The following is a 23,008-nucleotide window of genomic DNA, read 5'->3' on the forward strand; positions in this document are numbered from 1 at the left end:
GACATGAGCGACCTTGAAACGAAGGTGAGTGCTGGCTGGAACCGTCTGGCGTCAACGCTGGTGCAGGGTGGCCGGGCCGACGTCAGGGAGAGCGGCACGCTTGTGAACCTTCCTGTCACACGGGGCTCGACAGTTCTTTTTCCAAGCCTTGAAGCCATGAACCGGATGGATGGTCGAAGCCATTCGCATAAGGCCGTGTATGGCGCCATGGGTACGCCTGTTCAGCATGAGCTGGAAAAGCTTCTGTCGCTCATTGAGGGGGGAACGCATACGCAGGTCGTCAACTCTGGCCTGAGTGCCTGCACGACGCCGCTTCTGGCGTTTCTGGGGCAGGGCGATCATCTTCTGCTTCCCGATTCGGTTTATGGTCCGACGCGTCGTTTCGCAGATACGATGCTCAAGCGGATGGGCATCAGCACAACCTATTATGCTCCCATGGCGACACGCGCAGAGATTGAGGCGCTAATCCGAGCCGAGACCCGGATTATTCTGGCGGAGAGCCCGGGAAGCCATACATTCGAGGTGCAGGATGTACCGATGCTGGCGGATGTCGCTCATCAGGCGGACGCATTGCTGTTTCTGGACAATACCTGGGGCATCGGCGTGTTTCAGCCGTTTGAACATGGCGTGGACGTGTCCATTCAGGCTCTGACGAAATATCCCGGTGGCCACTCGGACGTCATTATCGGGTCCATTACGGTTAATGATGAGACACACTGGAAAACCCTGCGGGATGCGTCCATCCAGTTAGGTCAGTGCGCAAGCCCGGATGACTGCTGGCTCACCTTGCGTGGCCTACGAACCATGGGAGTGCGCCTCACGCATCAGTCGCGTTCGGCTCTTGAGATTGCACAGTGGCTAAAGACGCGCCCCGAAGTTGCCCGGGTTCTGCACCCCGCTCTGCAAGACTGCTCCGGGCATGAATTCTGGAAGCGCGATTTTACGGGGGCTTGCGGTCTGTTTGGTGTTGAATTGCAACCAGATATCAGTGTCGAAGCTGCGGAACGCATGATTGATGGTCTGAGCATGTTTGGGATCGGCGCCTCATGGGGCGGTTACGAGAGTCTTGTTCTGCCGACCACAGGCCATGTCCGACGTGTGACTGAAGCTGGGGCTCCGAAGGCCGCGACGTTCCGTCTGCATATCGGTCTTGAGAGTGTAGATGATCTCAAGGCGGATCTGGCGCGGGGCCTGGACGGTTTGCGGCGGGTCGATCAGTAATGCCACGCAAGGAATGGGTGATCTGGTGGGTCATGGTCTGCGGGTATGTCTTGATGACTGCGACCCTGCTTTATGGCGTCTGGCTATTTGGAACAGCTTTTTTCCTTAGGATTAATTTCTGGATCACGCTGTTCATCATGGCCGCCATGATCCCATCTTTTCTGGATCTGAAGCGCCGCAAGAACGGGTCAACGCCGCCGAAACCCTAGCGCTTCTGCCACATGGTGACGCTGGATCTGCTGCGTTCCTTCCAGATCAGCAATTGTTCGGGAGACGCGCATCAGCCGTGTCAGGCCGCGATTTGAAAGGCGCAATTTTTCGGCAGCCTGTTCAGCCAGGGACCTCGCATCATCGTCCATGACAAACAGGTCTGGCGAGGCCTGGGCATTGCACACGTTCTGACGGGTAATCTGTCGATCGCGTGCTTTTTCAACGCGGGCTCGGACGGTTGCACTGTCTGCACCCCGGGGAGCACGACTGATCTCGATGGGCGAGAGCGGGTCAATTTGCACGCAGAGATCCATGCGATCCATCATCGGACCTGAGATCTTTGCGCTGTAATCTTCTCCGCATCGAGGGGCTTTGCGGCAACTCCGTTCCGGGTCTCCCAGATATCCGCAACGGCAGGGATTCATGGCCGCGATAAACTGAAAACGGGCTGGGTAGGTTGTGTGCTGGGCAGCGCGGGCGATCGAAATTGAGCCCGTCTCGATAGGTTGTCGGAGTGCTTCCAGACATGACCGTGAGAATTCGGGCAATTCATCCAGGAAAAGCACACCATTATGGGCAAGGCTGACTTCGCCGGGTCGTGCTTTGGCTCCGCCACCGACCATCGCGGGCAAACTGGCGCTGTGATGAGGCGCACGATAGGGCGGCCGGATTGTCAGGCGACCGCCTTTCAAGAGCCCTGACACACTGTGGATCCGGCTTGTTTCCAGCATTTCCTCAGTCGTCAGATCCGGCAAGATACCGGGCAATCTGCACGCAAGCATGGATTTTCCAGCACCTGGTGGTCCGCTCATGAGGACGGAATGTCCGCCAGCGGCGGCAATTTCAAGTGCTCGACGCCCAAGAGCCATGCCCTTTACGTCAGCGAGGTCAGGGCCATAATCCGGGGTGTATCCTTCTGCCGCGGGAACGGGCGTTAAAACCTGTTCGCCACGGAAATGAGACACAACGCCGAGCAAGGTGTCTGGAGCCAGAATGTCTTGGTCTGGATTGCCCCAGCGAGCCTCTGTTCCCTGCAGCGCCGGGCAAATTAACCCTAGAGAATGTGCTGCTGCTCCAAGGGCTGCGGATAAAACACCGTTAACCGGGTTGATCCGTCCATCCAGCGAAAGCTCACCGACGGCCGCATAGGCAGAGACAGCCTCGAACGGCAAAATGCCCATGGCGACCAAAAGCCCGAGCGCGATGGGAAGGTCAAAATGTGCACCTTCCTTGGCGAGGTCTGCGGGGACGAGATTGACCAGAATACGTTTTGGAGGAAGGGCCAGGCCCATGGCTGTCAGGGCAGCACGGACACGCTCGCGTGCTTCGCCGACTGATTTGTCCGCCATGCCGACCAGCAGAAACGCTGGAAGCCCTGTCGAGACCTGAACTTCAACCGTAACCGGAACAGCTTCGATGCCAGAAAAGGCAAAGCTTTGGATACGGGCGAGGGTAGGAGTGTTCTGGCCAGATGTCGTCATGGAACGAGATCTTAGCCAGAACATATTACTGGATGGTTAACGCTGGTAAATCAGGCGCGCACGAAGCGTTCCATCAAGGGCACGCAGGCCATCCAGAAGGTGCTGGTCCATATCGGGGCCCGTCGATTCAGCCTCGACGACAACGTAACCGACTTCACCGTCCGTCTGCAGATACTGTGCCGTCACATTGCAGTTCTCGGCTGCAAACAGTTCGTTGATCTGGCGCATGATGCCGGGACGGTTGGCATGAACGTGCATGAAGCGCGTGCCACGTGGCCGCTCCGGAAGCTGTACGCTCGGAAAATTCACGGCACCAATAGTGGAACCAACATCGGAGTAATCCACAAGCTTGCGGGCGACTTCAACGCCAATCCGCTCCTGTGCTTCCATGGTAGAGCCGCCGATATGCGGGGTGAGAATAACGTTCTCCAGCCCCTGAAGCGGTGAAACGAAGCGCTCTCCGGCAACTTTGGGCTCCACTGGGAACACATCCACGCCAGCACCCATGAGATGGCCGTCCTTGAGGGCTGCAGCCAGAGCTTCAAGGTCAACGACACTGCCGCGGGCGTTATTGAGAAGAATCGAGTTGGGCTTCATGGCCCGGATCTCGGCTTCTCCGATCAGGAGGTCTGTGTCCGGTGTCTGGGGAACGTGCAGCGTGACGATATCGGACTTGGCAAGAAGGTCCTTGAGCGTCGCGACTGCAACGGCGTTTCCGTGCGGGAGGCGGGGCATGATGTCGTAATACAGGACGCGCATGCCAAAGGCTTCGGCCAGAACGGAAAGCTGTGAACCGATGGAACCGTAACCGACGATACCGAGCGTCTTACCACGGACTTCCCACGCATTAATGGCGGATTTGTCCCAGCCACCCTGGTGGCACTGTTCAGAACGGGATGGAATGCGGCGCATCAGCATGACCACTTCACCCATCACCAGTTCGGCGACGGAGCGCGTGTTGCTGTAAGGCGCGTTGAAGACCGGAATACCGGCCATGCGGGCGGCGGTCAGATCGACCTGATTTGTCCCGATGCAGAAGCAGCCGATGGCCATCAGTCGATCAGCGGATTCAATAACTTCGCGCGTCAACTGCGTCCGGCTGCGAATACCCACCATGTGCACGCCTTGCAGTGCTTCCTTGAGGGCATCGCCTTCAAGAGCGCCTTTCAGACGCGTGACCTCTGCATAACCCTGCACATTAAAATGCTCGACAGCACTCTCATGGATGCCTTCAAGCAGGAGGATGCGGATCTTGTTCTTGGGGAGAGAGAAGTGCGTTTCCATATTTCCATCCCGGTCCTGAACCGGAAGGCTCCGGCTCTCATTCCAACCTGTCCCGGCCCATGATCACCGGGGCGTCATGCCTAGCCCATCGTTCCCGGATGGGAAAGGTGGTTCACGATGTCTGTGAGCAGGGCAGGGTTGCCGCACGCCAGAACGGTTCCATCACTTTCGAGCGTAAGAGGCTTGCCCTGCCAGTCCGTGATGCTGCCGCCTGCGCCTTCAATGACCGGAACTAGTGCACCCCAGTCCCATGGGTTCATGGTGCATTCGGCGATTACATCGATCTGGCCAAGCGCCAGTAGTCCGTAGGCGTAACAGTCGCCGCCCCATGATGTCCGCCGGACCTGCTTCTGGAGGCTGGCAAAGCGTGGTGCGTGATCGGGCGTCATGATTTCCGGGGATGTGCAGGACAGTTCAGCCTGCCCAAGAACCGGGCATATGCGTGTGCCAATCTGACCGGGTAGTCGGGTGGACACAAAGCGTGTTCGCTGCCCGGCAAGGCCTATCCACCGTTCGCCCGTCAATGGTTGATCAATCAACCCCAGAACAGGTCGTCCTTTATGGAAAAGCGAAATAAGGGTTCCGAAGGTTGGGCGGCCGGTCAGGAATGCGCGTGTTCCGTCGATCGGGTCCAGCACCCAGAGCCAGTCTCCTTCGTGACCGCTCATTCCGCTTTCTTCGCCCAGGATAGCGTGCTCTGGTAGAGCATCTTCCAGAATGGAGCGCATGACTTTTTCAGCCGCACGATCTGCAACAGTGACCGGGCTGTCATCGGATTTGGCATCAGCCTGTAGTGAGGTGCGGAAATGGGGAATGACCGTCTCGCGGGCAGCGTCTGCACAGGCTTCGGCGACGACAAGTGCCTTTTCCAGAACTGTTTCGCTCATATTTTCTTTCAATTCCTGCCAGAAAGCCGTGTGTGAGATTGACGCCCGATCAGGCGGGCGGCATCAGAAGGGCCATGCGTCCGATCATCGTCATTCCCTCCAGACTTGCCTCGACCCGCCTCCCACGCAAGCCCCTTGCGGATATTGGTGGCCTTCCCATGATTGTCCGCGTTGCGAAACGGGCTTTGGAAGCAAAGATCGGGCCAGTGGTTGTTGCTGCGGGCGATCAGGACATTCTGGATGCCGTCAGTGAGTTAGAGGGCGTGCAAGGTGTCTTGACCGACTCGTCTCTGGCCAGCGGTTCGGATCGTGTGCATGCAGCCATCCAGAAGCTTGATCCGTCTGGGGCTTATGACGTGGTGATCAATCTGCAGGGAGACCTGCCTTTGATTGATCCGGCCAGTCTGACTGCCGTGCTCGAGCCGCTGGAAAATCCATCCTGTGATATCGGGACGCTTGCTGCTCCCGTTCAATCAGACTGGGAAAGAGATGCCGAACAGGTGGTCAAGATCGCCTGTGATTTTGGCGACGCCGCGGTGACGCGCGCACTTTATTTTTCACGTATGCCCATTCCATGGGGCGCGGGGCAGCATTGGCATCATGTTGGCGTGTATGCCTGGCGTCGAAAAGCGTTGGAGCGTTTTGTCAGTCTGCCACCGTCGGCTCTGGAGCGGCGTGAAAGTCTGGAGCAGCTGCGCGCGCTGGAGGCCGGAATGAGCATCGGGTGTGCCCGGATAGAACATGCTCCTCAAGGTGTTGATACGCCTGAGGATCTGGAACGAGTGAGAGGACTGGTCTGATGCCGGTAATTGCTTTTCAGGGGCAGCCTGGCGCCTATTCGGACCTCGCATGCCGACAGGCTCGTCCGGGTTGGACGACTCTTCCCTGCGCAAGCTTCGCAGCTGCGATTGAAGCTGTGCATGATGGTCGGGCAGATGAAGCGCTTTTGGCCTGTGAAAATTCGCTCGCCGGGCGTGTGCCTGACATTCATTCTTTGCTGCCGGATGCAGGGCTGCACATCGTTGGAGAGCACTTTCAGCGTGTGGAGCACTGCCTTCTGGCTGTGCCGGGCACCGAAATCTCTGACATCCGGCGTCTTCACACGCATCCAGTTGCACTCGGGCAGGTCCGTAAGCTTATTCATGAGCTGGATCTGGAAGTCGTACCGGAGTTCGATACAGCTGGTGCTGCCGAAATGGTCGCGAAATGGGGCCGGAAGGAAGACGCTGCCATCGCCTCGTCACTCGCAGGAGAGCTGAACGGTCTCGTTATCTTACGGAGTAACGTTGAAGACGCGGCGCACAACACGACGCGCTTTTATCGCGTGGCGCCTGTGCCAAGTTTTCCCGATTCTCAACGTAATGACACGTTGACGACGCTGCTCATGAAAGTCGGCAACAAACCCGGGGCGCTTTACGCGGCATTGGGTGGATTCTCACGTCATGGTATTAATATGACGAGAATTGAAAGTTACATGCTCAACGGCTCATTCGCGGCCACGCAGTTCCTGATGGATGTTGAAGGACATCCAGAGCAGCCTGCATTGGCGGCCGCTTTGAAAGAGCTGGAGCATGTCAGCGATAATTTGAAGATTCTGGGTGCATACCCACGCAGTCTTGCTCGTTCCAGCGCATGACGCTGACGGATCTAGAGAGCAGGATGGTGCGCATGATGAGCAGAGGCAAGGCAATGGTGGAGACGGGCATGTATCAAGGGTCGCTGACGGCTCTGATCACTCCGATGGGTACGGATGGGCGTATCGATTTCGAGGTGGCGACAAAGCTTATTGAGCGCCAGATTGAAGCGGGGACCAGCGGGCTCGTACCGGCAGGGACAACCGGCGAAAGCCCGACGCTGTCGCACGAGGAGCATGGCCAGATCATTGCCCACTGCGTCGAGACATCGAACGGTCGTGTTCCGGTCATGGCTGGAGCCGGCTCAAACAGCACATCTGAAGCTGTGCAGATGGCTCGACATGCTCATTCTGTGGGGGCGAGCAGCCTGTTGGTTGTGGTTCCGTATTATAACAAGCCCACCCAGGAAGGCCTGTATCGCCATTTCATGACGATCGCCGATGCGACGCCACTTCCGATTCACGTATACTGCATTCCGGGTCGGTCTGTGGTGGATCTCACGCCGGAGACACTGGGACGGCTCGCTCAGCATCCCAATATTGCTGGCGTGAAGGATGCTACGGCCAATCTGGCTCGTCCCATCGCTGTGCGACGCAACGTGAAGAAGCCATTCAACCAGCTTTCTGGTGACGATAACACAGTTGTGTCGTTTCTTGCGGCAGGTGGTGATGGCTGCATTGGCGTGACGTCAAATGTCGTTCCTGCGTTATGCGCGGAAATGCACAGCGCCTGGCAGGAAGGGCGAATCGAAGACGCAATCGAAATTCAGGATCGTCTCTCTCCGCTGCATGATGCCATGTTCATGGAAAGCAACCCGGGACCGGTGAAGTACGCTATGTCTCGGCTGGGTCTTTGCAATGCGACCCTGCGCCTTCCACTCGTGGAGCCTCAGGAGGCAACGCGGAAGGCTATCGATGCTGCTTTACGATCTCTCGATCTATTGGACTGATATTTTTAATGGCCGGAAAAAAAGAGAAGAGCGGCATGATCTCTCACGGGATCGTCGCTCAGAACCGTAAAGGCCGGTTCGATTACACGATTCTGGAAACTGTAGAGGCTGGAATTGTTCTAAAGGGGCCGGAGGTCAAAAGCCTCCGCTTGGGACGTTCAACCATCACCGAAGCCTACGCGGCCGAGCGTGATGGAGAAATCTGGCTCTTTAATTCCTACATTCCGGAATACCAGGGGGGCGTTCTTTCCCGCTTTGAGCCAAGGGCCCCTCGCAAACTGCTGCTGCATCGCAAACAGGTTGCGCATTATCTGTCTGCTGTGACGCGTGCCGGTGCATCGCTTGTGCCTCTGGATATTCATTTTAACGCCCGCGGAGTCGCGAAAGTGACGATTGGTTTGGGGCAGGGGCGCAAGAAAGAAGATAAGCGACATGCAATCGCTGAGCGCGACTGGCAACGTGATAAGGCTCGCTTGATCCGGAACAAGGGCAAGGAATACTGAGTTCTCGCGACGTCGCCTTGTTTGGCTATGGGACGTAATTTTTAGCAGTCATTAAAAAAGCCGCTGTGGAAAAATCCACAGCGGCTTTTTTTTAAAGCTCAGCGAGATGCCGAAGCTACCAATCAATCAACGTTGATTGCAGCAGCTTCCGGACCCTTCTGACCCTGAACAACCTTGACGTTGATCGCCTGGCCTTCGTCGAGGGTCGGGAGCTGTGAACGCTCGAGAGCGGAAGCGTGGACGAAGATGTCCTTGCCGCCGGAGTCAGGCGTGATGAAGCCGAAGCCCTTGGTGGCGTTGTACCACTTCACGGTGCCGCGGATGTCCTGTGCGTCGGACAGGTCAGGAGCCGGACGGCCCGGACGTGCTGACGGGCCACCAAAGCGTGGCTGCGGAGCTGCACCGAACTGGGCGCGCGGGCGGGGAGCTTCAGCCGTGCTTTCGTCAACGGAAATGACTTCAGCAACCTGGCGACCCTTCGGACCCTGGCCAATGCGAACAACCACGGTTGCACCCGGGTTGACGCTGCTTACGCCAGCGTTGCCAAGAGCGTTGGCGTGCAGGAAGACATCGCCCGAGCCGTCAGCCAGTTCAACGAAACCGAAACCCTTTTCGGTGTTGAACCACTTAACGCGGGAGCTGATTTCTGGGCCGGAAGCGGTAACGAAGCTGCTGCCAGCGCCACGACGAGGTGCGCCGAAGCCACCACCACCGCCGCCACCGAAGCCGCCGCGATCGCCGCCGCCGAAGCCGCCACGATCGCCGCCGCCGAAGCCGCCACGGTCACCATAGGATGGCTGGGACGAATAGTCCCCGTCAAACCCGCCGCGGCGAGGTGAGTTAAAGCTGCGGTCGGTTCTGTTGTTTCTCAACGGTCTAATCCCGAGACTGGGGTGCCACGGAGGGCTTCTATCCCCTGCCATGACGTATTTCAAAAAGGTGAGAAAAGCCTCAGGCCTTCCTCTGAGGGAATCACTAGCATGGTTTTTTCCCGCACTGCCACAACGAAAGTGCGAGAAGTGCCCAACTCGCGCGGATTTTAAGATTGTCTCAGTCCGTCAAGGTGCTCCGAAGGCTTTGCTTTGACGCTCAGTAATGACATAAAGACACAAATTGATAACGTCATTACCCTGATCGTACGCGAGATGCAGAGGTGCCCATGCAGACCCGACTGACTCTTTCCTTCGGGGCTATTGCCCTGCTTGCACTGGCATCCTCGTCCGCATTGGCGACTCCTCTTCAGGATCCACACGGTACCTGGACCATTCAGGGCGAGAACGATGCTGTCTCGACCCTGAAGGGAACGTCTGATCAGTATTATACGTCTGGTCTGCGCATTAACTGGACTTCGGGGACCGATAACCTTCCAGAACCGATTGCGAATCTGAATCATTTCCTGATGGGAAATGGCATGCAGCGTATCAGCATCGGTTTGCAGCAGCTGATCTACACCCCGCGCCAGACCCAGATGGCCCAGCCGCCACTGGGAGACCGTCCTTACGCAGGTCTGATGCTCGGCACCGTTAACCTTATTAATGATACGGACCTGTCCCGTACCGTCATGGGTATTCAGTTTGGTGTCATGGGTCCTGCAGGTCTTGGGCGTCAGGTGCAGAACGGATTCCATAACCTGATCAGCGACACGCCGAACAAGGGGTGGGTGCACCAGCTAGCGAATCAGCCGATCATGCAGATTCAGGCCGGTCGCATCTGGCGTTTGCCAGTCGTGAATGTTTACGGCATCGGCATGGACGTTTTGCCTGCTGTTTCAGGGGCAGCTGGCGATTACCGAACATACGCTGACGCGGCAGCCACCTTCCGGGTTGGACAAGGTCTGGACAGCGATTTCGGTAACTCGACGATTGGGCCGGGACTGGATGGTACAGATGCGTTCCGTGGAACGCGTCCTGTTGCCTGGTACTTTTATGGTGGTGTAGAGGGGCAGGCCGTTGGGTACGACGCCACGCTTCAGGGTAATACCGTGCGTCCCGACTCGCCTCACGTCGAAAAAGTATGGGATGTCGGCGAAATTCATGCCGGCGTGGCCGTGATGTGGCACGGTGTGCGCCTCTCTTACAGCCAGAACTGGCAGACGGCTCAGTTCAAGTCGCAGAAAGCGGGCCTGTTTAACTATGGGTCGCTCAAGCTCTCTGTTAAATTCTAAAGCGTAATTCTTAGCTGGATCTTCGGATCAAGAAAAAAGCCCGACCGCAAAAGCGGGGCGGGCTTTTTTCTTAAGCGGACTGTGACGCAGGCTTGGCCTGATCTCGAACCGGAGAGCCAAGAAGATATCCCTGGACCTCTTCGCACCCGTAAGCATCCAGGAAGGCCATCTGGGACTCGGTCTCTACGCCTTTGGCGCATGTCGTGATGTTCAAGGCGCGTGCCAAGGCAAGAATCGCGCACATCACTTCATTTGCGCGGTTGTTTTCGCCAAGGCTATTGATGAATCTGCGATCAAGCTTGATCTGATCCAGCGGATAGAAGCGAAGACGCTCAAGGGACGAAAAGCCAGAGCCAAAATCATCGAGTGCCAGCCTGACGCCAAGCGCGCGGACGCGGGACAATTCACGGAATGTGATGTCTTCCGGCCCGAAGAAGCGTGGCTCCGACATTTCAATTTGCAGGCGTTCAGGTGCGAGGCCGCTTTCCTGAAGGATTTCCTTGACGAGTTTCGAGAGGCGCTCACTCACGAGCCAGACTGGCGAAATATTGACGCAGACCCTGTGGGGGACGTCCCAGCTCGCCGCAGCCATGCAGGCTGTTTTAAGGCTCCAGCTATCGAGCATTTCAACCAGGCCGGCTTCTTCTGCGCAGCGAATAAAGAGGGCCGGCGGGACTTCGCCGTAGCCTGGTCTATTCCATCTTAGCAGGGCCTCATGAGCCACGATTTGCTGTGATGCGGTGTCAACAACCGGCATCCAGTTCAAAAAGAGTCCGTTCTGTTCCACGGCAACGGCAAGATCCTGCTCCAGGCTGGAAGACAGGATATGCATCCGTGTTGTTTCTTCGTCCGCGCGTCTCTCGTGACCGCCACCCAGGCGTTGGGCTTCCATAAGCGCAGCTTTGGCGCTGGTGAGAAGGTCATCAACCGTGTGGCCATCTTCCGGGAACATGCTCCAGCCGATGGACAGGGAGAATGGAAGAGAAGAGCTGGCAAGGGCAACAGGGGCTTCAGAAATCCGAAGAATGGATGTCATCAAGGATCGTGTCGTAACCTGCGTGTAGCCTGGTGGCGTCAAGACAAGGAAGTTGCCACCCCCCATACCGCCAAGGAATGCGCCCTGAGGTAGGAGCTTTTCGATCCTCCGGACAATCTCTTCCAGAATGATGTCGGCGACATCCCAGCCGTAGCGCTCATTAATGAAAGACAGATGGTCCAGGTTGAAGCGAATTAAGCCGAATTTTGCTCGTTTCGTCAGGCCCGCAGTCTGCTCAATGTACCACTGAACAGATTCCATGCTCTGCATGCGGTTCGGCAGGACTGAACCGCTATTGTAAATCGGGTTCCGGGTCAGGTCTGCGAGATCTGCAAGTGCATCCAAAGTCTGCTGGCTTGAAAGGTCAGTTGTCTCACACGCAGCAAAAAGGAAGAGAGATGTGGAAGTGCGCTTCTGTCGGGGCAGGCTTCCGACATTGATCCCGGCAAAAGATCGCCCTGCTATTCTGAATATCTTAGGCGAAGTGCTTTCTGAAAGTTCTTCGCACGGCAATTCACCCAGCGCATCGGCTAAAAATACACCAACGGAGGCAATTTCAAGCGGCGCAGAGTCCTTTGACAGGGCCACTATTCCCGCTGACGAAGCGCCAGTGAGCTGGCGTGCCAGTCTCAAGAGAGGCAGGTAACTGGCGGACGACGTCCCTTTCAGGAAAGAAGCTGCGTGCTGATCGTCACCAGTGGAGAACATACTGTAAACCCGATTATGGATAAGTCGTAAAACCGTCAAAGAACGATAAAGTTCCTTCTCGGAAGGCAGATTAACAATTCTTTCTTAAAGGTCCTTTAACCAGAAATCAAAAGCCTGTCGGGTTCGGAGCGGTCAAAGAGCGTTAGCATAATTCTCAATCCGGCCCCGCGCGGGCCTTCCAGCGACGGATTGCGCGTAAGTTCTCGCTCGCTGTCCTGTTGCATTGCCGCCAAAAGCAGCGAAATTCTTGCGCCTTGAGCTAATCGGAAGCCGGGCAGTCCAGACTGACGGTCTCCAGCAAGGTCGCCGCCGCCGCGGATTCGGTAATCCTCGTCAGCAATCATGAATCCATCGTTAGTGTCTCGCAAAAGCGTTAACCGCCTGACGGCTGTTGGTGTGGCCATGCCATCATGGAGCAGCAGGCAGAAGGACTTTTTCGAACCGCGCCCGACGCGGCCTCGTAACTGATGAAGCTGAGCGAGCCCAAAGCGTTCTGCCTGCTCGATCACCATGACCGAAGCATTCGGTATATCCACGCCGACCTCAATAACGGTTGTGGCAACGAGGATACGTGTTTCACCCTGCCGGAATGCTTCAAGTGCGGCTTGCCGGATGGCTATGTCCTGTTTGCCGTGCGCTAATCCAACGATGTTGGGAAATCGCTCTCCAAGCATCGCCCACCGCTCTTCGGCCGCTGCGGCAGACTGTGTTTCGCTGTTTTCAATGAGAGGACAGACCCAGAAGACCTGCACCCCATCCGCTACTGCGCGGGATATGGCGGCCAGAATGTCTGGCATGGCATCCATATTATGCAGGGTCGTGCGAATGGGCTGCCTGCCTGCAGGTTTGGAATCCAGCCGACTTACGCTCATTTCTCCCCATTCCATGAGCTGAAGTGTCCGGGGAATGGGAGTGGCGGTCATGACCAGAATGTCTGTGGCCTGTCCCTTGGCGCTTAGATTCATCCGTTGCTTCACGCCAAAACGGTGCTGCTCGTCAATGACGGCCAGTCCAAGGTCCGCAAATGTCACGCCTTCCTGAAACAGGGCGTGAGTCCCGACGATGATGCGCGCAGTTCCATCGGCAATGGCTGCCAGTGTCTCGCGGCGTGCTGCGCCTTTGATCGTCCCGCTCAGATAAACGCATTGCGTGGGACAAAGTCGAGACACTGTCTCGAAGTGTTGGCGTGCCAGAATTTCTGTTGGCGCCATGAGGGCAGCCTGGGCACCGGATTCCACGGCTTGAAGCATGGCATTCATCGCGACAAATGTTTTGCCGGCGCCTACGTCTCCTTGCAGAAGACGCATCATGGGAGCGGTGGCCGCCATGTCCTGACGGATTTCAATGATAGCTGAAGACTGGGCCGCCGTTGGCTTATGACCAAAACGACGATTGAGCTCTGCCTGGAGTGCGCCCGTGCCCGGCATGCTGCGGCCTATCCGGCTGCGTGCTTTAAGGCGAGCCAGTCCAAAACAGAGCTGGTCAGCAAGAAGTTCATCCGCAGCAAGACGGGAAAGTGCGCGCTCTCGCACTGGCGCCCATTCGACATGAGCAGGAATACTCTCCGGGGCCTGCAGGATATGCAGCGCCTGTGTAAAAGCTGGCCAGCGGCGCTTTTGGACAAGGGCGTGGTCCTGCCATTCGGGAAAATCGGGCAGAAGCGTCAGGGCCGCGCGCATGGCTTTGCGCACTGTGTAGGGAAACAGGCCCGCCGTCAGGGGCCAGACGGGTTCAAGTCTGGGAAAGCTGTCACGCTTTTCCCATGTTGTGACGTGATCCGGCTGGGGCATCGTCAACTCATCCTGGAACCGGCTGGTCTTGCCTGAGACAAGAAGTTCTGCCCCGACCGTTGGGGCAGGCATGTTTTTCTGCTGGAAAAAAACCAGATCCAGCCTTCCCGTGTCGTCTTCTGTGCGAATGATGGAGGGTTGGCCGGGGCGTGCAGCCATGCGGATTGAGAGGACACGGACACGCGTTGTCAGGATTTCTCCGGGTGCGAGATTGTGTCCTGCGGCAACTGTGCGCAGAATACGACGGTCAACAATTCGCTCGGGAAGGGTGAACAGCAGGTCCAGGACGCGCCGTCCTCCTGCGATCTTTTCCAGCAGACTTGCATGTCTTGGCCCGATTCCGGGCAGGGACGTCAGTGGTGCGAAGAGTGGAGCAAGAAAATCTGGAGAGGGCTGTTCGGACTGCATTGCAACGGGCGCTCCCCGGGGCTTTTCTTGGTATGGCAGGGTCTGGAACGGCAGGTATAGGGCAAGAGCAGGATGGAACAAAACGAAACCATGAGCCGTGAAATGCCCCTCACATCCTTTGGTCCGACCGTCTGGGGTGTCCCGGACGGGAGTGTGGCGCTGCTGCTTCGCCAGCGGCTGGCAGAGCATGAAGGGCCGTTGCTGCATGTTGCGCGGGACGACGCTGCTGTTGCGGCTCTGATGGACATGCTGTCCTATCTGATGCCGGAAGTTGAGGTTCTGCGCCTGCCTGCGTGGGACTGCCTGCCTTACGACCGTGTCTCTCCCAACGCTGCACTGGTTGCTGAGCGTGTTGGAACATTGTGCCGCCTGCTGGAGCCGACGAAAGCCCGCCGGATCGTTCTGACGACCGTGCACAGTCTGTTGCAGCGCGTTCCGCCACGATCGGCTTTCAAAGGCCAGTCAATCAGTGTGGCTACGGGTGAAATGCTGGATCAGTCTCTCCTGATCGAAGTTCTCGTCGCCAATGGCTACACGCGGACTGATACAGTCATGGAAGCGGGTGAGTTCGCGGCGAGGGGCGGCATTTTCGATCTTTTCCCAGCCGGTGCACCAGACCCGATCCGCCTCGACCTTTTCGGCGATGAAGTCGAAAATATCCGTGCCTTTGATATCGCTACGCAGCGCTCGACAGAAAAGCTTGCGCGTTTCGAGTTACGACCTGTCTCGGAATTCTCTCTCAGTCCAGAGAGTATCAGTCTTTTCCGCACGGGATGGCGCGATACGTTTGGGCCATCAGCCGCATCTGACACGCTTTATGAGAACGTCTCTGACGGGCGGCGTTATCCGGGTCTGGAGCACTATCTGCCGCTCTTCCATGATGGTGATGGCCACCAGATGGAAACGCTGTTGGATTATCTGCCAGACGTTGCAATCAGTTTCGACAGCCATGCACCGGAGATTCTGAAAGCCCGTCTGGACATGATCGCCGATCACTATGAGGCGCGTCGTGTTCCTGTTCGTGATGGCGAGATGCCGTATCGGGCGCTTCCACCGCATCGTCTCTATCTGGACCAGCATGGCTGGAATGCCATGCTCTCCAGGGCGCCATCTGTTTTGCTGAACGCATTTGGCAAGCCGGATCTGGGAGAAGGCGTAGAAGCCGGAAGCCGTCCCGGACCGCTTTTTGCCCGGGCCAAGGACGGGTCTCGCGAGGGTGTTTTTGAAGCGTTTGGCAAGCAGGTTGAAGAGTGGGCGCAGTCTGGGCGCCGCACGTATGTTACGGCCTGGAGCCGTGGCTCGCGGGAGCGGATTGCCCATCTGCTTCAGGAACATGGCGTTGGCGTTGAAAGTTATGACGACTGGCCGTCCGCAGCAGGCATGTCCCGCGGGACAGTTGGTCTGCTCGTTCTCGGGCTGGAGCGTGGGTTCGTTTCGGATCGTCTGTGTTTTGTGTCTGAACAGGACCTTCTGGGAGAGCGTATTTCTCGGCCGCCCCGTCGCAAGAAGCGTGGTGAACAGTTCATTTCTCAGGTGGGCGAGATTTCCGAAGGGGACCTCGTTGTTCATCAGGAATACGGGATTGGACGGTATGTCGGGCTTGAGACCATCCGCGAAGGGCTGGTTGCGCATGACTATCTTTCCATTCTGTATGATGGAGAGCAGCGTCTTCTTCTGCCGGTAGAAAACATCGAACTCCTGAGCCGGTTCGGATCGGAGCAGGCCAGCGTCCAGCTCGACAAGCTCGGTGGTACGGCCTGGCAGGCTCGTAAGGCCAAGATGAAATCGCGCATCCGCATCATGGCGGGTGAACTGATTCGGACGGCAGCTGCGCGTGCATTGCGTGAAGCTCCGACGCTCGCGCCGGCAGAGGGACTGTGGGACGAATTCTGTGCCCGTTTCCCATTCGTGGAAACGGAAGATCAGTCCCGTGCCATTGCTGATGTTCTGGAGGATATGAGCTCCGGTCGCCCGATGGACCGTCTGGTGTGTGGCGACGTCGGCTTTGGAAAAACCGAAGTTGCCTTGCGTGCAGCCTTTGTTGCCGCGCTTTCAGGAATGCAGGTGGCTGTTGTTGTTCCGACAACGCTTCTGGCTCGTCAGCATTACCGTGGCTTTGTGGCGCGATTCGAAGGTCTGCCAGTTCGGATCGGGCAGCTGTCACGCATGGTGACCCCCAAGGAAGCGACAAAAGTTCGCGAAGAGATGGCGGATGGCCGTCTGGATATTGTGATCGGGACGCATGCCCTTCTGGCCAAGACGGTCTCTTTCGAACGTCTAGGCCTGCTGATCATTGATGAAGAGCAGCATTTCGGCGTCTCTCACAAGGAAAAGCTCAAGGCCCTGCGGGAAGACGTGCACGTCCTGACACTGTCAGCCACGCCGCTGCCCCGTACGCTCCAGTTGTCCCTGTCCGGTGTGCGGGAAATGAGCCTGATTGCGACGCCGCCGACGGATCGTCTGGCAGTTCGCACGTTTATCACGCCGTTTGACAGCGTTATGATCCGCGAAGCGATTCAGCGTGAGCGTTTCCGCGGTGGGCAGGTGTTCTGCGTGTTGCCGCGACTGGCTGATCTGGACCGGATGGCAGAGCGCCTGGCCGAGATTGTTCCGGATGCGAAGGTCATTCAGGCCCATGGCCGTTTGACGCCGACCGAACTGGAACGCGTCATGACCGAATTTGCCGACGGCAAATATGACATCCTGCTCTCCACCAATATCGTGGAGAGTGGCCTCGATATGCCCAGCGTGAATACGATTATCATTCATCGGGCAGATATGTTTGGCCTGGGGCAGCTTTATCAGCTGCGCGGGCGTGTGGGGCGAGGCAAGCAGCGTGGCTATGCCTATCTGACCTGGCCGCAGACGAACCCATTGTCGGCCGCTTCTGAAAAACGTCTGGAAATCATGCAGACGCTCGACTCGCTCGGCGCAGGCTTCACATTGGCATCGCACGATCTGGATCTTCGGGGTGCCGGAAATCTGCTGGGGGATGAGCAGTCCGGGCATATCAAGGAAGTCGGGATCGAGCTGTATCAGCAGATGCTGGAAGATGCCGTTCTGGATCTACGTCGCGAACGTGGTCGGAAGGCGGAGGAAGAAGACAGCTGGACGCCGAATATTATCCTCGGATTGCCTGTGCTGATTCCAGACACTTATGTGCCTGATCTGCCGGTTCGGCTGGGGCTATATCGGCGTATCGCATCCTTGACCGGAGAAGCGGAAGTTGAGGCCATGCGCGCTGAACTCGTGGACCGGTTCGGATCCTTGCCGCCAGAGGTGGGGAATCTTCTGGACGTCGTGCTCATCAAGCGTCTTTGCCGTGAGGCTGGTGTGGAGCGTCTGGAAGCCGGGCCGAAGGGTATGGTGCTTCAGTTCCGCAAGAACCGGTTCCAGAACCCCGCCGGGCTGATCGATTGGGCGACTCGTAAAAAGGATTCGGGCGTGAAAATCCGCCCCGATCAGAAGCTGGCCATTATTCGCGAAATGACGAACGCCACCCGCATTGGCTTTGCGAAGAAAGTAACGACCGTTCTGTGCAAACTCGTGCGGAAACTGGAAGACGCCGACTAAGCGTTTTCCAGCTTCCGCAGTGGCACTCAGGGAACGGCGATAGGGAGTGGAATACGGTTGACCGTCGCTACGCCGCCCTGAAGGGCAATATCCCACGTGGTGGTGTCGCCGCTCTGGCGTCCCATCAGGCGGGCAATGGTAAGGGCGGTGACCACTTTGGTTGGGGCTGTCTGGCGAATGGCCTCGATCAACTGTGCAACATTGGTGATGCTGACATGGGTGTCTGCGGTCGATGTTGCGGCTGAAGAGCCGATCTGAATGGTTCCTGTGCCATCAACAGTGCTGCTTCCGGAAATGGCATGCAGGGCGTTGATCGTGATCTGCTGTGAGGAGCCGGAGAGGCCGCTTACGGACAGATCGGCGGACAGGGACGACGGAATGAGTGGCTGTTTCGAGTCGTGAATGCCTGTTCCATTGACCTTGATGCGGAGTTCAGGGCTGGTCTGGACTGCGTTGATCGTCGCGTGCTGGATGGTCATTGTGTGACCAGGGCGGGACAGTTTTACGCTGCTCCATGAGGCTTCTGGCGTTCCTTCATGGATGTTGTGGACTGTAATGGTGGCATCCTGCCCCTGACAGGCCGGGCTAATACCGCCACGGAAAGCGCTCAGTGCTGCATAAGCGGCCGTTGCATTGAACTGTTCCAGTTTGGCTTCCGTGACTGCGCCTTTGGGGTCTTTCAGGGTGATAGGCCCGATATCGAGGCCGATGCCGGTTCCTGTCAGGGTGGCGTGCAGGCCTGATGCTGAAAAGCCGTGGGCGGCAGTCTGGGGGCCGTTCAGGGAATAGGTGAAGCAGGATGCAGGAATGTTCGGCAGCGTGTCTGCGAGAGCAGGTGACGCGAAGGAAGGCAGAGCCGTCGCTAATGCTGTTACGAGAAGGGTTTTAAAAGACATCATGCCCTCAATGCTGTGGTGTCTGATCTCTCAGACAGAAAGACTGTTAAGACTCTCTTAGGATTATGGAGAGACAATGGTTCCCCATAATCCTTCCTTGCGGGTGAGTGTGCATGTCTTCGTCCATTTCCGCCATGCCAGCGGTGCCGCAATACCTGTCCATCGTGAAAGACGAACAGGCCTCCGTGAACCGATGGGAAAAGACCAGTTCATCTTCGCAGCAGGCATTGACGGCGTTCAAAGCGGAGGCCTCTTCCATCACGACGCCTGATCAGCTTCTGAAGAACTACAAGGCGCTGAAAGTCGTTCTTGGCGCCTATAACATGTCTTCCAATATTGATCAGACGGCCGTTCTTAAGCAGCTCATGACGCAGGACCCTACGTCTTCCAAGTCGTTGGCACAGAGAAGCGGGAATGCGTCCTGGAAAGCGTTTGCGACCGCGTTTTCAGACTGGTCGACGTCTCCCCTCTCGTCAGAAGACACTTTGTCTAAAATCGCCCAGAATTACCTGACGAACGGGTATGAAAGCAGCGTTCAGGACGAGACGCCAGGCCTTGGGGATGCTCTTTATTTCACCCGAACCGTCACGTCTGCCACGAAGCTTTCCAGCATCATGGCAGACCCGAAACTGTTGAAGGTGGCGGAAAAAGTGTGTGGGTTCGATACAACCCAGTTTGGCGCACTGGATTACGACCAGCAGGTTCGACTGCTGGGGAACAAGCTGGATCTTTCACGTCTCAGCACGTCCCAAGGCGTGCAGCGGTTTGCTGAACAATATCTGGCGCTTCTGCAAATCAGTCCTGAAGCATCTACGACGCCTGCCAGTATGCTCACACTTTATGGAAGTGGAGGGACATCGGACGGTATTTTGTCCCTTTTTACAGGAAGCAGTAGCAGTTCCTCGTCATCGCTGTATTCCGCACTTCTCTGAGCCGGTTGCGTGACATCCTGAGAGGAGGCCTGTATCGCGGCTAAGGAAACGTGGCAGTGAAAAGGATCTCTTCATGGCGGGACTGGACCCTGAAGACTGGAGCGGCATTCGTGCCATGGGACATCAGATGCTGGATGCTCTGTTTGATCGTATGGAACATGTCGGGGAAGGTCCGGTCTGGCGCCCTATGCCGCAGGCAGCCAGGGATGAGCTGAGAACAGGCTTTCCTGCCGAAGGGACCTCTCTGGAAGAGCTGCACGAGCGTTTCACTGAGCTCGTTGTTCCCTATGGCAATGGTAATACTCATCCGGGTTTCATGGGCTGGGTGCATGGCGCCGGAACACCCGTCGGGATGCTGGCAGAAATGCTGGCGGCCGGCATGAACGCCAATTGTGGTGGCCGCAGCCATGCCGCAAATGAAGTCGAGCGTGAAGTTATTCGCTGGGCTCTTTCCATGGTGGGTATGCCGGAAGATGGGTCGGGTTGTCTCGTGACGGGCTCGTCCATGGCCAACTTCATCAGCATTATTACGGCCAGTCGGGCGCGTGATCCGTCGTTGCGACGGCATGGCGTTGGGCAGAGCAAAATGGTTGGATATGCCGCGACAACAGCCCACGGGTGTCTACCTCGTGCCTTTGATCTTGCTGGTTTCGGAAGTGAGGCTTTGCGCCGTGTTCCGGTGACGGGTGATCATAGGATGGATCTTGCGGCCCTGCGCCAGATGATCGCCGAGGACCGACAGAGCGGGTTGGTGCCCTTCATGGTAGCCGGAACGGCCGGAACGGTGGATTGCGGCGCTATTGATGATCTTCAGGGGATCGAGGCTATCGCACGGGAGAACGGCCTCTGGTTTCATGTGGATGCAGCCTTCGGGGCGCTGGCCTGTTTGTCGTCACGTTTCAAAGCGCAGCTTTCCGGCATTGAAAAGGCTGACAGTCTGGCATTTGATTTTCATAAATGGGCACAAGTTCCCTACGATGCGGGCTGTGTTCTGGTGAGGAATCGTGAACTTCATGCGGCCGCGTTTGCTCAGTCGCTCGACTATCTCACGCGTGAAGCCAGAGGGCTTGCGAGTGGCGCGCCATGGTTCTGTGATTTCGGGCCAGATCTTTCCCGCGGGTTTCGGGCGCTCAAAGTCTGGATGACGCTGGGCCATTATGGCTCACAGCGTATGGGGCAGATGGTGGAAGAATGTTGTGACGTTGCACAGCATCTTGCGCGCCGCGTGCAGGCTACGCCCGGGCTCGTTCTGCTCGCACCAGTGACGCTGAATATTGTCTGCTTCGGAATAGAGGGCCTGTCAGATCAGGATGTTTCGGAGCTGGTGCAGGATTTGCATGAAAGCGGTGTAGCGGCCCCATCCACAACGCGGATCAACGGTCGGTTGGCGGTGAGGGCGGCGATCGTTAATCACCGCACCACCACCGCCGATACCGACCGTATGCTGGATGCCGTTATCGCACTCGCCGCTGACCGGCGGGGGTAAACAGCTCACTCAACTGAGCCATCATGGTGCCGCCGAGGTCTTCGGCGGAACTGATGGTTACGCTGTGTCGATAGTACCGCGTGACGTCATGGCCGATACCAATAGCCAGAAGTTCCGTGTTCCGATCGCTTTCGATCCGCTTGATGACCTCACGCAGATGGTTTTCAAGATAGTTATGCGGATTGGCAGAGAACGTACTGTCATCCACAGGCGCACCATCTGAAATCACCATGAGAATATGACGGTGTTCCGGACGCCGTTTCAGGCGCTTCCAAGCCCAGAGCAGCGATTCGCCATCAATGTTCTCTTTAAGGAGACCATCACGCAGCATGAGGCCAAGGTTCTTCCGGGCCCGGCGCCAGGGTGTATCTGCATCTTTGTAGATGATGTGACGCAGGTCGTTCAGGCGTCCTGGCTCGGGTGGGCGCCCATTTTTCACCCACTGCTCCCGGCTCTGACCACCTTTCCATTGGCGCGTCGTGAAGCCCAGAACTTCGACTTTCACGCCACAGCGCTCCAACGTGCGGGCGAGAATGTCGCCGCAGATGGCGGCCGTTCCAATTGGGCGGCCACGCATTGAGCCTGAATTGTCGATCAGGAGTGTGACGACCGTGTCGCGAAACTCCATTTCGCACTCATACTTGTACGAGAGCGGCATGGTTGGGTTTGTGACGACGCGGGAGAGGCGCCCGGCATCGATGATGCCCTCTTCCTGCTCGAACTCCCAGCGGCGTTGTTGCTGAGCCATGAGCCGTCGTTGCAGACGATGCGCAAGACGGGAAATCAGGCCCTGAAGTTGAACAAGCTGCTGGTCGAGCTGTTGGCGTAGCCGGTCTAGTTCGTCCGGGTCACAGAGGTCAGCAGCTCCGACTTCTTCATCGAACCTTGTGGTGTAAGCTTTATAGGTTGAGCCGCCGCCGATGGCCGTGCCTTCACCTGACTGATCAGACGGCCCCGCAGCTTCTTCCGAACCTGTTTCAGGGGAATCAAGCGCGTCGGAAGACGTTTCTGTTTCGCCTGTTATCCCGCTTTCACCGCTTTCTGGCTGATAGCCATCTTCCTCATCAGGATCATCGCCTGCAGGTGTCTGCTGATCTTCCTGCGGAACCGCGGCTTCATCTTCGGAAGGCTGTTCGTCTTCAGATAAATCGTCTGAAGGGGCCTGTTGTTCGATTTCCTCTGGTAGTTCTGTGAGTTGGCAGGCGCCGAGCAGATGTGTGATCGCGCGTGCGAAGGCTTTCTGGTCAGATTGCGTGACGGCCATTTCCGCCAGTGCGTTTTTGGCTGACGGAGAGAGGGACGCGCGCCAGGCTTCCAGCGCCGGGCCGGCCTGCGAAGGGGTATGCTCTCCTGACATGGCCTCCCGAGCTAGCAGGCTCAGAGCCATGGCGGCTGGCATTTCGTCCTTGGTCGCCATGCGGTTACAGCCCGCCTCGGCGCACTGCTGGATGACACGCTGGTCAAGATTGGCACGAACGCCGGCCATATGGCGGGAGCCATAAACTTCACAGCGCGCCTGTTCGAGGACGTTGAACGCCTCCTGAGCTTGTGGCTCTGGAAACTGCGCATTCAGGCCACTCTTGTGGTAGCGCAGCTTCAGCGCCGCAGCATCGGCTGCTCCGCGAATTTTCTGAATTTCGCGATCGTGCATGCTGCGGGACAGGTAGGGCAGTTGCACGGCATCAGGTGCCGGCGGAGCGGGCAGCCTGTTGCCAACAACCGCACCCTGGAAATCCACGCTCTGTTCAGGCGTGCCGCCCATGGCGCGAAGGGTTGCGATTGTGGCGCGGCGGAAACCTTCCTGACGGTTTTCGTCAGGAGGGGAGTTCTTGGGCGCGGACAAGGT

18 protein-coding genes are annotated in these 23,008 nt (G+C 57.4%); 10 read left to right on the forward strand and 8 right to left on the reverse strand.

What is annotated here, in order from left to right; genetic code table 11:
• Nucleotides 1–3: 3 nt before the first annotated feature.
• Together metC and M2305_RS11960 are read left to right on the forward strand one after the other, a co-directional pair.
• The gene (metC, locus tag M2305_RS11955) at nucleotides 4–1,221 is read left to right on the forward strand and encodes a cystathionine beta-lyase (RefSeq protein WP_264649464.1); all 1,218 of its coding nucleotides are present in this window, start codon (nucleotides 4–6) and stop codon (nucleotides 1,219–1,221) included.
• The gene (locus tag M2305_RS11960; RefSeq protein ID WP_211498152.1) at nucleotides 1,221–1,430 is read left to right on the forward strand and encodes a hypothetical protein; all 210 of its coding nucleotides are present in this window, start codon (nucleotides 1,221–1,223) and stop codon (nucleotides 1,428–1,430) included. Before metC ends, M2305_RS11960 begins: the two co-directional genes overlap by 1 nt.
• On the opposite strand, the gene M2305_RS11965 is transcribed toward M2305_RS11960, so the two are convergent.
• The 3 genes from M2305_RS11965 to M2305_RS11975 form a co-directional block, all read right to left on the reverse strand.
• Nucleotides 1,410–2,912, reverse strand: coding sequence for a YifB family Mg chelatase-like AAA ATPase (locus M2305_RS11965; RefSeq protein ID WP_264649465.1), 1,503 nt, complete (start codon nucleotides 2,910–2,912; stop codon nucleotides 1,410–1,412). The two genes, M2305_RS11960 and M2305_RS11965, sit on opposite strands and share 21 nt — an antisense overlap.
• 36 nt (nucleotides 2,913–2,948) lie before the next feature.
• Complete coding sequence (gene serA, locus M2305_RS11970; protein ID WP_046901444.1) at nucleotides 2,949–4,196, reverse strand: phosphoglycerate dehydrogenase; 1,248 nt, start codon at nucleotides 4,194–4,196, stop codon at nucleotides 2,949–2,951.
• Between the two features lie 80 nt (nucleotides 4,197–4,276).
• Entirely contained in the window at nucleotides 4,277–5,083 is an 807-nt protein-coding gene (locus M2305_RS11975) for an inositol monophosphatase family protein (RefSeq protein ID WP_211496924.1), read from the reverse strand.
• A 74-nt stretch (nucleotides 5,084–5,157) separates the two neighbouring features.
• On the opposite strand from M2305_RS11975, the gene M2305_RS11980 reads away from it, so the two are divergent.
• The 4 genes from M2305_RS11980 to smpB are packed head-to-tail and all read left to right on the forward strand — an operon-like array spanning nucleotide 5,158 to nucleotide 8,169.
• Entirely contained in the window at nucleotides 5,158–5,883 is a 726-nt protein-coding gene (locus M2305_RS11980) for a 3-deoxy-manno-octulosonate cytidylyltransferase (protein WP_264649968.1), read from the forward strand.
• Nucleotides 5,883–6,719 carry a prephenate dehydratase gene (locus tag M2305_RS11985; RefSeq protein ID WP_211503884.1) on the forward strand — a complete coding sequence of 279 codons (837 nt, stop codon included), beginning with the start codon at nucleotides 5,883–5,885 and terminating at the stop codon, nucleotides 6,717–6,719. The genes M2305_RS11980 and M2305_RS11985 overlap by 1 nt, the downstream gene beginning before the upstream one ends.
• Nucleotides 6,716–7,666 carry a 4-hydroxy-tetrahydrodipicolinate synthase gene (gene dapA, locus M2305_RS11990; RefSeq protein ID WP_046901448.1) on the forward strand — a complete coding sequence of 317 codons (951 nt, stop codon included), beginning with the start codon at nucleotides 6,716–6,718 and terminating at the stop codon, nucleotides 7,664–7,666. Before M2305_RS11985 ends, dapA begins: the two co-directional genes overlap by 4 nt.
• Before the next feature lie 8 nt (nucleotides 7,667–7,674).
• Complete coding sequence (smpB, locus tag M2305_RS11995; protein WP_046901449.1) at nucleotides 7,675–8,169, forward strand: SsrA-binding protein SmpB; 495 nt, start codon at nucleotides 7,675–7,677, stop codon at nucleotides 8,167–8,169.
• A gap of 122 nt (nucleotides 8,170–8,291) precedes the next feature.
• On the opposite strand, the gene M2305_RS16240 is transcribed toward smpB, so the two are convergent.
• Complete coding sequence (locus M2305_RS16240; RefSeq protein ID WP_211496921.1) at nucleotides 8,292–9,041, reverse strand: cold-shock protein; 750 nt, start codon at nucleotides 9,039–9,041, stop codon at nucleotides 8,292–8,294.
• Between the two features lie 287 nt (nucleotides 9,042–9,328).
• On the opposite strand from M2305_RS16240, the gene M2305_RS12010 reads away from it, so the two are divergent.
• Nucleotides 9,329–10,333, forward strand: coding sequence for a lipid A deacylase LpxR family protein (locus tag M2305_RS12010; RefSeq protein ID WP_099212284.1), 1,005 nt, complete (start codon nucleotides 9,329–9,331; stop codon nucleotides 10,331–10,333).
• A gap of 70 nt (nucleotides 10,334–10,403) precedes the next feature.
• Here the strand turns inward: M2305_RS12010 and M2305_RS12015 are convergent, their stop codons facing one another.
• Together M2305_RS12015 and recG are read right to left on the reverse strand one after the other, a co-directional pair.
• Entirely contained in the window at nucleotides 10,404–12,077 is a 1,674-nt protein-coding gene (locus M2305_RS12015; protein WP_264649466.1) for a putative bifunctional diguanylate cyclase/phosphodiesterase, read from the reverse strand.
• 95 nt (nucleotides 12,078–12,172) lie between these two features.
• Nucleotides 12,173–14,275 (reverse strand): ATP-dependent DNA helicase RecG, encoded by a 2,103-nt coding sequence (recG, locus tag M2305_RS12020; RefSeq protein WP_264649467.1) that lies wholly within the window; start codon nucleotides 14,273–14,275, stop codon nucleotides 12,173–12,175.
• A gap of 72 nt (nucleotides 14,276–14,347) precedes the next feature.
• Between recG and mfd the strand changes: the two genes are divergently transcribed.
• Nucleotides 14,348–17,848, forward strand: a complete 3,501-nt coding sequence (gene mfd / locus M2305_RS12025; protein ID WP_099212290.1) for a transcription-repair coupling factor — start codon at nucleotides 14,348–14,350, stop codon at nucleotides 17,846–17,848.
• Between the two features lie 26 nt (nucleotides 17,849–17,874).
• Here mfd and M2305_RS12030 read toward each other — a convergent pair whose 3' ends face one another.
• Nucleotides 17,875–18,747 carry a DUF2125 domain-containing protein gene (locus tag M2305_RS12030; RefSeq protein WP_211508390.1) on the reverse strand — a complete coding sequence of 291 codons (873 nt, stop codon included), beginning with the start codon at nucleotides 18,745–18,747 and terminating at the stop codon, nucleotides 17,875–17,877.
• Nucleotides 18,748–18,857: 110 nt separating this feature from the next.
• Between M2305_RS12030 and M2305_RS12035 the strand changes: the two genes are divergently transcribed.
• Nucleotides 18,858–19,676, forward strand: coding sequence for a DUF1217 domain-containing protein (locus tag M2305_RS12035; protein ID WP_264649468.1), 819 nt, complete (start codon nucleotides 18,858–18,860; stop codon nucleotides 19,674–19,676).
• A gap of 73 nt (nucleotides 19,677–19,749) precedes the next feature.
• On the forward strand, nucleotides 19,750–21,162 hold the full coding sequence (locus M2305_RS12040; RefSeq protein WP_264649469.1) for a pyridoxal phosphate-dependent decarboxylase family protein: 1,413 nt from the start codon (nucleotides 19,750–19,752) through the stop codon (nucleotides 21,160–21,162).
• Here M2305_RS12040 and M2305_RS12045 read toward each other — a convergent pair.
• Entirely contained in the window at nucleotides 21,131–23,005 is a 1,875-nt protein-coding gene (locus M2305_RS12045; RefSeq protein ID WP_211502736.1) for a cobaltochelatase CobT-related protein, read from the reverse strand. The two genes, M2305_RS12040 and M2305_RS12045, sit on opposite strands and share 32 nt — an antisense overlap.
• Nucleotides 23,006–23,008 lie beyond the last annotated feature (3 nt).

Source organism: Gluconobacter cerinus (genome assembly GCF_025961355.1).
Lineage (GTDB): Bacteria > Pseudomonadota > Alphaproteobacteria > Acetobacterales > Acetobacteraceae > Gluconobacter > Gluconobacter cerinus.